The sequence below is a fragment of the Sphingomonas sp. Leaf28 genome (assembly GCF_001421685.1).
GTDB classification, from domain to species: Bacteria; Pseudomonadota; Alphaproteobacteria; order Sphingomonadales; family Sphingomonadaceae; genus Sphingomonas; species Sphingomonas aurantiaca.
The window spans coordinates 41775-51264 of sequence record NZ_LMKX01000014.1; the positions used below are offsets into that span (position 1 = coordinate 41775).

11 protein-coding genes and 1 pseudogene are annotated in these 9490 nt (G+C 62.9%); all 12 read right to left on the reverse strand.

The features are described from left to right. Positions 1-51: 51 nt before the first annotated feature. The 12 genes and pseudogenes from arsH to ASE79_RS20090 all read right to left on the reverse strand — a co-directional run bounded on the left by arsH (position 52) and on the right by ASE79_RS20090 (position 9336). Complete coding sequence (arsH, locus tag ASE79_RS20035; RefSeq protein ID WP_055763304.1) at positions 52-810, reverse strand: arsenical resistance protein ArsH; 759 nt, start codon at positions 808-810, stop codon at positions 52-54. Next, positions 810-1133 carry a YnfA family protein gene (locus tag ASE79_RS20040; RefSeq protein ID WP_056421056.1) on the reverse strand — a complete coding sequence of 108 codons (324 nt, stop codon included), beginning with the start codon at positions 1131-1133 and terminating at the stop codon, positions 810-812. The genes arsH and ASE79_RS20040 overlap by 1 nt, the downstream gene beginning before the upstream one ends. Continuing rightward, positions 1130-2416, reverse strand: coding sequence for an arsenic transporter (locus ASE79_RS20045; RefSeq protein ID WP_055763311.1), 1287 nt, complete (start codon positions 2414-2416; stop codon positions 1130-1132). Before ASE79_RS20045 ends, ASE79_RS20040 begins: the two co-directional genes overlap by 4 nt. Further along, the gene (gene arsC / locus ASE79_RS20050) at positions 2416-2844 is read right to left on the reverse strand and encodes an arsenate reductase (glutaredoxin) (RefSeq protein WP_082445493.1); all 429 of its coding nucleotides are present in this window, start codon (positions 2842-2844) and stop codon (positions 2416-2418) included. The genes ASE79_RS20045 and arsC overlap by 1 nt, the downstream gene beginning before the upstream one ends. A gap of 11 nt (positions 2845-2855) precedes the next feature. Then, a complete protein-coding gene (locus tag ASE79_RS20055; RefSeq protein WP_055763316.1) occupies positions 2856-3188 on the reverse strand; it encodes an ArsR/SmtB family transcription factor in 333 nt (110 codons plus the stop codon). Between the two features lie 173 nt (positions 3189-3361). Further along, entirely contained in the window at positions 3362-3805 is a 444-nt protein-coding gene (locus ASE79_RS20060; RefSeq protein ID WP_055763320.1) for a DUF411 domain-containing protein, read from the reverse strand. Between the two features lie 54 nt (positions 3806-3859). Beyond that, positions 3860-4337 (reverse strand): annotated as a pseudogene (locus ASE79_RS22120) (DUF305 domain-containing protein). A gap of 36 nt (positions 4338-4373) precedes the next feature. Then, positions 4374-5126: a PepSY domain-containing protein gene (locus ASE79_RS20070; protein WP_055763323.1), complete on the reverse strand. Its 753-nt coding sequence runs from the start codon at positions 5124-5126 to the stop codon at positions 4374-4376. Next, positions 5117-6328, reverse strand: a complete 1212-nt coding sequence (locus tag ASE79_RS20075) for a copper resistance protein B (protein WP_055763326.1) — start codon at positions 6326-6328, stop codon at positions 5117-5119. The genes ASE79_RS20070 and ASE79_RS20075 overlap by 10 nt, the downstream gene beginning before the upstream one ends. Beyond that, complete coding sequence (locus tag ASE79_RS20080) at positions 6325-8262, reverse strand: copper resistance system multicopper oxidase (protein WP_056405756.1); 1938 nt, start codon at positions 8260-8262, stop codon at positions 6325-6327. Before ASE79_RS20080 ends, ASE79_RS20075 begins: the two co-directional genes overlap by 4 nt. A 43-nt stretch (positions 8263-8305) precedes the next feature. Then, positions 8306-8899: an RNA polymerase sigma factor gene (locus ASE79_RS20085; RefSeq protein WP_056421059.1), complete on the reverse strand. Its 594-nt coding sequence runs from the start codon at positions 8897-8899 to the stop codon at positions 8306-8308. Beyond that, entirely contained in the window at positions 8896-9336 is a 441-nt protein-coding gene (locus tag ASE79_RS20090) for a periplasmic heavy metal sensor (protein ID WP_055763336.1), read from the reverse strand. The genes ASE79_RS20085 and ASE79_RS20090 overlap by 4 nt, the downstream gene beginning before the upstream one ends. Positions 9337-9490: the final 154 nt, after the last annotated feature.

Sequence of the window (9490 nt, forward strand, 5' to 3'; positions counted from 1 at the left end):
CACTCAGTGATGCACAATGTCGGAGGAGCGGTTCGCCACACTAAGAGAACTTTACTCGCCTTTCCGGTACGTTGGCGAGGTTGCGATGCTCGAAAGGTCCGTGGCGCTATCGATCGGCACATCTGCCTCCTTTCGCTCGGAATAGCGATCAACAAGCTGCGTGGTGTGCGGGCGTAGAAGGACCGTGAAGCGCACCAGCTCCTCCATCACATCCACGATCCGATCATAGTAGGCCGAAGGCTTCATTCGGTCGCTTTCGTCGAACTCCGCAAACGCCTTCGCGACGCTCGATTGGTTTGGGATCGTCACCATTCGCATCCAACGGCCGAGGACGCGCAGGGTGTTCACGCTGTTGAACGACTGCGATCCGGCCGACACCTGCATGACGGCAAGCGTGCGGCCCTGCGTCGGGCGCATCCCACCCATCGACAGCGGCAGGTGATCGACTTGCAGCTTCATGATGCCGGTGATCTGGCCGTGGCGCTCGGGGCTGCACCACACATGCCCCTCCGACCACATCGACAGTTCGCGTAGCTCGTGGACGGCCAGGTGATCGTCCCCCGTCACCTGATCGGGCAGCGGCAACGTCGAAGGATCGAAGATTCGCGTTTCGCAGCCGAAGAATTGCAGCAGGCGAGCGGCTTCCTCAACGCACAACCGCGAAAAGGACCGCTCCCGCAAAGAGCCGTAGAGCAACAGTATGCGCGGAGGTGGATCACCAGCGCCCAGCCCAAGGGCAGGACGATCGAGCGCATAGCGCCGATCAAGGGCGGGTAGATGATCGGGGTCAGAGAGGGCGCGAAGCGGCATCAGGCGGTCCTTGGGCCAAGCAGAATGATACAGGTGCCGATCAGGCAGAGTGTCGCTCCACCAGCGTCCCAGCGGTCGGGCCTCACCCCTTCGACAGCCCACAGCCAGATCAGCGATGCACAGATGTAGACGCCGCCATAGGCTGCATAGGCCCGCCCTGCTGCATCGTTGTCCACGCGTGTCAGCAGCCAGGCGAACAGCACAAGCGATACCACGCCCGGAGCCAGCCACAGGGGCGATTTGCCCAGCCGCAACCATGCCCAAAAGGCAAAGCAGCCTGCGATTTCCGCGAGCGACGCGGCCAGATATACGAGTGCCGTCATCCCATGCTGATCCTGATCGCGAGTGCCGCGAGCGTTACCAGCAGCACCGGAATCGTTAGCGTCGCGCCGACCTTGAAGTAATAGCCCCAGCCGATCCGAATGCCCTTTTGCCCGAGGACGTGCAGCCAGAGCAGCGTCGCGAGCGAGCCAATCGGTGTGATTTTCGGGCCAAGGTCGCACCCGATCACGTTGGCGTAAATCATGGCTTCCTTGATCGCGCCCGTGGCGTGCGTCGCGTCGATCGACAGCGCACCCACCAGAACGGTCGGCATGTTGTTCATCACCGACGACAGCAGCGCGGCAATGATCCCGGTGCCGAACGCCGCACCCCAAACGCCGCCTTGCGCGGTGCGATCGAGCAGGCCGGCAAGATGGTCGGTCAGTCCGGCATTCCGCAGGCCATAGACGACCAGGTACATGCCGAGCGAGAAGATCACGACCTGCCACGGCGCGCCGGCCAGCACCTTGCGCGTCTGGATGACATGGCCGCGCGCGGCGATGACCAGCAAGAGCACGGCACCGGCAGCAGCGACGGCGCTGACCGGCACGCCGATAGGTTCGAGCAAGAAGAAGCCGGCGAGCAGCAGGGCGAGGACGACCCAGCCCGCCTTGAATGTGGCATGGTCACGGATCGCATCAGCGGGCGCGCGGAGCTGCGCCACATCGTAGCTGGCGGGTATGTCGCGCCGGAAGAACAGCAGCAGCACGACCAGCGTCGCGGCGATCGACGCCAGATCGACCGGCACCATCACCGAGGCATAATCGGCAAAGCCGATCCGGAAGAAGTCGGCCGACACGATGTTGACGAGGTTGGAGACGATCAGCGGCAGGCTTGCGGTATCGGCAATGAACCCCGCCGCCATGACGAACGCCAGCGTCGCCTTGTCCTTGTATCCCAGGGCCCTCAGCATCGCGATGACGATCGGCGTCAGGATCAGCGCGGCGCCGTCATTGGCGAACAGCGCCGACACCGCCGCCCCGAGCAGGACGATCAGCACGAACAGCCGACGACCATGCCCCCCGCCCCAGCGCGCAACGTGGAGCGCCGCCCATTCGAAGAACCCGGCTTCATCGAGCAACAGGCTGACGATGATGATCGCGACGAACGTCGCGGTCGCGTTCCAGACGATGCCCCACACCACCGGCACGTCAGAGAGCGAAACGACCCCGACGAGTAGCGCGACGGCCGCGCCGCCTAGCGCGCTCCAGCCGATGCCCAGGCCCTTGGGCTGCCAGATGACGAGCGCGATCGTGACGACGAAGATAGCGAACGCGAGCAGCATCAGGCGATGCGCTGGCCCGAAGCATCCACAACCTGTTCGCCGTCTTCCTTGGCAAACGCGCCCTGTTGGGCATCAGGCAGCAGATCGAGGACCGCTTCGGACGGTCGGCACAGCTTCACGCCGAGCGGCGAGACGACCAGCGGCCGGTTAATGAGGACCGGATGCGCCATCATCGCGTCCACCAGCGTGTCGTCTGACAGCGCATCGTCACCAAGGCCCAGCTCCGCATAGGGCGTCCCCTTCTCGCGTAGCAGATCGCGGGGCGTGATCCCGGCGCGGTCGATCAGCTCGACCAGCAACACGCGCGAGGGTGGGGTTTTCAGATATTCGATGACGTGCGGCTCGATGCCAGCATTGCGGATCATCGCCAGCGTGTTGCGCGACGTGCCGCACTCGGGGTTGTGATAGATCACGATATCGACGGCCACGGGGCGTCCTTTCAGCAGCAGGGGGTGAGTTCGGCCAGGAGCGGCGCACACAGTTCAGGCGAGCCGGCACAGCAATCCTTGACGAGGAACAGCGTTAGCGCGCGCAGCCCGTCTAGATCGGCACGGTAAATAATCGACCGGCTATGCCGTTCCGAGCGCACGATGCCGGCGCGCGCGAGAATGCCGAGGTGCGCGGACATGGTGTTCTGCGGCACGTCGAGCTGACGGGCAATTTCACCCGCCGCCATGCCGTCCGGTTCGTGGCGAACCAGCAGGCGAAACACGTCGAGGCGTGTGCCTTGCGCGAGCGCACCAAGCGCAATGATAGCCGAATCGTTATCCATGCATCCGGCATAGCGGATATGTTAAGTTATGAAAGCTCTCACGATCTTCAAACCACTATCGATTCCGACAACGCCCTGCACCGACATGAAAGCGGCAGGCGTAAAGACCATGCCGGCCACGACATGTCGGGCATGAAAAGTAAATGGGAGGGAGGCGTCCGCGCCTCCCTCTTTTAATGGCGGGCGAACACCTTGCGTCCGGTTGGTCCGAACGCGATCACCTCATAGGGCTGTGCGTTCATGCCCGGCATTTCCATGCCAGGTGATCCCACCGGCATACCCGGCACGGCAAGCCCGTTTACGCCTTTGGGATGCTGGGCAAGCACCCGTTTCATGTCGGCAATCGGTACATGGCCCTCAAATGCCATACCGTCGACTACCGCGGTGTGACATGAACTGAGGTCGGCGGGGACACCCATCTTGCGCTGAAGCACATCGCGGTGAGCGTCATCGATGATCTGCACGTTGCGCCCGAACTGCTGACGGACCTGCTTGGCCCACTGCTCGCAACAGCCGCACCCTGGATCGCGGTGCATGGCAATGCTGTTCGCCGCTAAGGCCACAGCCGGGGTCATCATCGCTGCGGCGACGATCGCACTCCGGATCGTAAACTTCATTGCTAAACTCCTTTGGTGAAGCCCCGCCCGGGGGCGGGGTTCCTGCCAGCGGCCTTATTGGGCGCGCTTGCCATGCGACTTGAGCCAGCCCTGAAGCTCGGCGATGTCCTTTTCCTGCTTCGTAATGGTCATCTGCGCCATCCGCTTCGTGTCGGCATCCTTCGCGTCCCGAAGCGCCACGCGCGACATGGTAACGGCTCCACGATGATGTTCGATCATCTTGCGGGTCCACATCTCCGATGCGTCTCTTCGCGTCCCGAAGCGCCACGCGCGACATGGTAACGGCTCCACGATGATGTTCGATCATCTTGCGGGTCCACATCTCCGATGCGTCTCCCTGCTTCGCGGCCATCATCTTCTGATGCATGTCCATCTCGGATGCGGCGTAAGGATTGCCCGGATCATTCATCATCTTGGAATGATCCATTCCCTGCATCTGGCTATGATCCATGCCCGCCATGCTGCTCTGTGCGGCAAGCGGACTGGCGGCGAGCGCTGCGGCTAACATGCCGATCGTGGTAATGGTCTTCATAGTCGTTCTCCCGAGGTATCCCCCACCTAGAGAGAGTTACGCGGCAACGTCGTGCACCCCTTGGACTTTTCTTTGCCTGCGGCGCGGCCAGCGCATGTAGAGCAGCACCACGCCTGCCACCGCAAGGGCTAGCCCCCCAGCTGCAAATGCCATCATCCAAGGGGTGTTGAAGTTCTCATGGTTTTTCCAGTCCATGATGTGGAGGCCCCAGAAAAAATCATAGAGCCGCCACGTACCCGTTCGGACACCGACAATCCTACCGTTCTCCGGTGACACGAACACGCGCGTCGTCTCGGCGTCCTCGAACTCCACACGCCAGACCGGCAGTTTGCCACGAAACTCCGTGCTCGCTGTTCGAGCAAACATGACGGACGCAACAGGGACACCGGGGCCGCGATATGCCGCGCGTGCAACTCGTAGCGCAAAGGGCGCATCGATACGCTGCATCGGCAAACCGGTCCGGGCGTCGTGCATCCGGACCGTGCCGTTAGCCATCGTCAACTCGGCGACGGGTTGTCCGAACAAGGTCGTGTAGCGCAGTTCGCGCACCGGGCCGGGGGCAGCGCCCAACACCGATGCCGGGGAAGCAAACTCCTGAGCCGGATCGATCGTCGCCGTGTTCTCGCGTGCAACGAGGTGTTCTCCTCGTACCCGCTCGATCGGCAGGATGCTCATCAACAAGCCGCTGGAGAACCAGAGCAGTAGCTGCACCCCGATAATCAGTGCCAGCCAGCGATGAAGCTTGCTGGCACCGACATGAAGGCGGAGCCTGCCGCTCCTCAGAACCAGGTCCTCACGCCGGCAACGAAGCTGAAGCCGCCCGTGTCATCACCGCGTGCTCTCGTGAAGCGTGCCGTGTCGCCGAATTGCCTTTCCCACGACACGCCGATGTAGGGCGCAAACTCACGCGACTTTTCGTAGCGCAGCCTGAGCCCGAGTTCGAGGTCCGTAAGCCCCGATCCGATGCCGTCCTGGCGCACGTCTTGGGCTGCAAAGTTGGCTTCCACGCGAGGCTGAAGGACGAAGAATTGTGTCACTCGCTCGTCGTACCATGCCTCGGCTCGGCCAAGCACGTCGCCCTTGTCAGAAAGGAACAGTGCCCCCTCGACGTCGAACCAATAGGGCGCAAGCCCCTCGATCCCGACCGTCGCGTAGGTGCGAGAAGGGTTCGGCTTGAAGTCGTAGCGGACGCCCGCCTGAAGGTTCCAATAGGGATCGAGCGCACGGCTGTAGAGCGCCTGCACCTCGGCCGCTTCGAGCGGTTTGCCAAATGTGCCCTCGCCTTCGCTCTTCAGGGTGAGACGGTTGATGTCTCCCCCGATCCAAGCCTCGCCATCCCATCGATAGCCGTCCCCGCCTTTGCGCGCCTGATACTCGGCAAGGTTGAAGAGCACTTGGTAGTAGGTCATTCCGCCATGCTCGCGGCGCAGGTCGCGGTTGGCATCGCTCATGGCTGCCTCGCCGTAATAGCGAGACGCTGCCAGCACCGGAGATGGTGCAGGCGCGGGCGCATTGCCCGGCTTCAGGTCTGTACCGACAGGCACGGTCGCCATTCCCGGCATTGAAGACATGTCATGCTGCGTTGGCTGGCCGGGTGCCATATCCATGCCGGGCATCGCCGACATATCATGGCCGGTGTGCTCGCCTGTTGCGGTAGCCGGAGCAGGGTTCATGCCTGACATTTGGGACATGTCGTGGCCGGCGTGCGGATCGGCCGCGTTCGCACCGCTCATGTCCATGCCGGGCATCGTGTGTTCGGCATGTGGATCGGCTGCAGGCTTGGAGGGACGCTTTGCCGGGACCTTCCTAGTCGCTGCCTTCTTGGCAGGGGCCCGCTTTGTGGCCGGTCTCGATCTAGCGGTCGGTTTTTTCGCCGGCATTTTCATGCCCGGCATGCTCATGCCCGGCATCATTGAATGGTCCATCGTCTGCGCCGTGGCAGGTGCCGTGGCGACCAGCGCGCCGATCCCGGCGAGAAGCAGCGCCTTCATGCCGCCTCTCCCTTCGCCGAACGGACCTGGACGACCTGCATCATGCCCGCGTGCATGTGGTAGAGCATGTGGCAGTGGAATGCCCAATCGCCCTCGTTGGCGGTCACGTCCCAACTGACCTTGCCCCCCGGTTGGACCATGACGGTATGCTTTCTCGGGCTGTACGCGCCGTGCCCCGTCACCAATTCGAAGAAGTGGCCGTGCAAGTGGATCGGGTGGCCCATCATCGTGTCGTTGACCAGCGTGACGCGGACGCGCTCGCCAGCAAGAAATGGGATCGGTGCCTTCACCTCGGACAGCTTTTCACCGTCGAGCGCCCACATGTAGCGTTCCATGTTGCCGGTAAGGTGGATCTGCACCTCGCGCGACGGCGCGCGCAGATCGGGATTGCGATCGACCGCGACCAGATCGCGGTAATTCAGCACACGATGCCCGACATTCTCCAGACCCTGACCGGGGTCGCCGGTACGATCCATCGGCATCGGCGAGATGGTCTGGACACCCGGCCCCTTCTTCACGCCCGGCGCTTTCGAAAAGTCGCGCATGTTCATGTCCATGCCCGCCATGCCGCCCATTGCCATACCACCTGCGGCGTCGGGCGCACCTGCCATGCCTGGCATCGTAGCACCCGACTGCATCGCGCCGTGATCCATCCCGGCCATTCCGCCCGCGCCGGCACCGGCAGCACCGTGGTCCATCTGCGCGTGGTCCATCGCAGCGGCGGGCTTTTCAGCCGTGGCCATTGATCCGTGATCCATTCCAGGCATGCCACTATGGTCCATGCCCTGCATCGAACCGCCGCCCGACATATCCATGTTCATGTCCATCCCCATGTCCTTCATGGTGGCGACAGGGCGCTTGCGAAGTGGAGGGACTTCAGCGGCCATGCCTTCGCGGGGGCTTAGCGTTGCGCGCGCCATGCCGGACCTGTCCACGCTCTCACCGACCAGCGTGTAGGCGCGCTCGTCCGATGGAGTGACGATCACGTCGTAGGTCTCGGCCACGCCGATCTGGAACTCGTCGACCTCAACGGGACGGACGTTGAGGCCGTCCGCCTGGACAACGCTCAGCTTCAACCCCGGAATCCGGACGTTGAAGGTCGTCATCGCGGACGCATTGATGACACGCAGCCGCACCCGCTCGCCCGGCCTGAACAGCCCCGTCCAATTGTCCTGCGGCCCATGCCCGTTGACGAGATAGGTGTAGTTTGAACCCGTCACGTCGGCGACGTCGGTCGGGTCCATCCGCATCTTGCCCCAATCGAGGCGATCCTTGAGCGGCTGGTCCTCGCCCTTGAGCAGGCCGGCGAGCGTCTGCTGCTGCCGGTTGAAATAGCCCGACTGCTTCTTGAGCTTCATGAAGATGCGATGCGGGTGGAGCTGGCTGTGGTCGGACAGCACGATAACGTGCTCGCGATCCGACTGGATCGGGTCAACGCCCTTGGGGTCGATCACGATGGGGCCGTAGAGCCCCATCTGCTCCTGCAACCCGGAATGGCTGTGATACCAATAGGTGCCGGCCTGCACGATCGGGAACTCGTAGGTGAAGGTCGTGCGCTTATCGATGCCGGGGAAGGCAACGCCCGGCACGCCGTCCATCTGGAACGGCACGATCAGGCCGTGCCAGTGCAACGAGGTCTGCTCATCAAGACCGTTCTCGACATGCAGCCGCACGGTCTGACCTTCCCGCAGCCGGATCAGCGGTGCGGGCACAGTGCCGTTAATGCCGATGGCGTGGCTCTGCCGTCCGTCGATCATCATCATCTGGTGCGCGACCCGGAGCCGGATTTCATCACCCGATACAGTAGGCAGCGGCTTCACAATACCAGCGGAAACAGGCTGCGCCCATGCCGGCATATATGCCGACAGCGCAACACCGCCTCCTGCAAGAGTGGCACCGCGCAGCAATTGGCGGCGGTCTAGAACGCGCGACATGGTAGCTCCTTGGGATTGAGCCGCTGCCGGCCCGTCTCACCTCTTACGCGTCCCGTGCGCCTACCCCTTGGTTCTCTTTCAAATTTTCGGCGAGGCGCGCGCGAGCCCGATATAGCCTGGTTTCGACCGCCTTCTGGCTGATCCCCAATACATCGGCCGTTTCCGCCTGGCTCAAACCCTCGATCGTGCGGAGCACCAACGGTTCTTTGAGATTCATCGGCAAGGTCGCGATGGCGCGCGTCACTTTGGCAAGTTCCTGCCGATCGGCTGCTGCGTCATCGATTGCTACCTGATCGTCCGCGATCGTCTCGGCCTGTTCGTCGAGCGGTGCGGCAAAGGAGAAAAACCGACGGACCGCGCGCTTCCTTGCCCAATCCCGGCATTTGTTGACGGCGATCGTAGAAAGCCATGCTTTCATCGCCCGCTGTGTATCGTAGCGCGGCATCGCCTGATGCGCCGCGACAAACGTCTCTTGAACCAAATCGAGCGCTTCGTCGGCCTCGCCGACAAAGGCGCGCGCGAGCCGGAATATAGGCTCACGATAGCGACGCATGATTTCGGAGAATGCCGCTTGTCGGCCAGCGATGCTGAGCGTCGCCAGTTCGCCGTCGGACAGGGTGGTCCAATCGAGGCTCACCCTTGGTCGTCGGTGAGCGCCTTCACCACCGCAGCATCGAATTGGGGGGTCTGATCCGGGCGCAAAAGCTGCCGCATGGCGAAGATATGCGCCAACGTTGCCTTCTGTAACTCGCCCATCGCCGCATGACTCTGATCGACCGCGGCGGTCACCTTGGGGCCGTTGCCATGCTCGGTCTCAATGGCCTCGGCTAGCCGTGCATTGTCCGCGCGCATTTCCAATTCCAGCGCGTGGCGTTGCACCGCGAACCGGTCCTCTAGGCTTTTCAGCCGGGCCTGCTGATTGCCATCAAGCGCCAGCTTATGGTGCAGGACCTCGTGCAAGGCGGTGCCCGGTTGCTTAGGCTGGGGCAGCAACACGCGCGCAAGAAATACGCCTGCGATAGCCGCGAGGAAGGCCAGTACAACGCAGACGATAAGCCGCTTGGTCGATGTCATGGCTCACCAATCAGCAAGACCGATGGCGCCAGTGGTGATGCGCCCCCGAGCGGCGAAAGCGACACCGCAGGGCTGGCGGTCGCCGGAAGTTCCGCGCCAACCATGCCGATCGCGAGCGCTGCGACCATCACGCCCCCGACGCCCAATCCGGTCA

What these genes read in the sequence shown, in the direction of transcription:
- arsH (WP_055763304.1), bottom strand. Translation starts at nt 810, where the DNA reads ATGCCGCTTCGCGCCCTCTCTGACCCCGATCATCTACCCGCCCTTGAT.
- ASE79_RS20040 (WP_056421056.1), bottom strand. Translation starts at nt 1,133, where the DNA reads ATGACGGCACTCGTATATCTGGCCGCGTCGCTCGCGGAAATCGCAGGC.
- ASE79_RS20045 (WP_055763311.1), bottom strand. Translation starts at nt 2,416, where the DNA reads ATGCTGCTCGCGTTCGCTATCTTCGTCGTCACGATCGCGCTCGTCATC.
- ASE79_RS20055 (WP_055763316.1), bottom strand. Translation starts at nt 3,188, where the DNA reads ATGGATAACGATTCGGCTATCATTGCGCTTGGTGCGCTCGCGCAAGGC.
- ASE79_RS20060 (WP_055763320.1), bottom strand. Translation starts at nt 3,805, where the DNA reads ATGAAGTTTACGATCCGGAGTGCGATCGTCGCCGCAGCGATGATGACC.
- ASE79_RS20075 (WP_055763326.1), bottom strand. Translation starts at nt 6,328, where the DNA reads ATGAAGGCGCTGCTTCTCGCCGGGATCGGCGCGCTGGTCGCCACGGCA.
- ASE79_RS20080 (WP_056405756.1), bottom strand. Translation starts at nt 8,262, where the DNA reads ATGTCGCGCGTTCTAGACCGCCGCCAATTGCTGCGCGGTGCCACTCTT.
- ASE79_RS20090 (WP_055763336.1), bottom strand. Translation starts at nt 9,336, where the DNA reads ATGACATCGACCAAGCGGCTTATCGTCTGCGTTGTACTGGCCTTCCTC.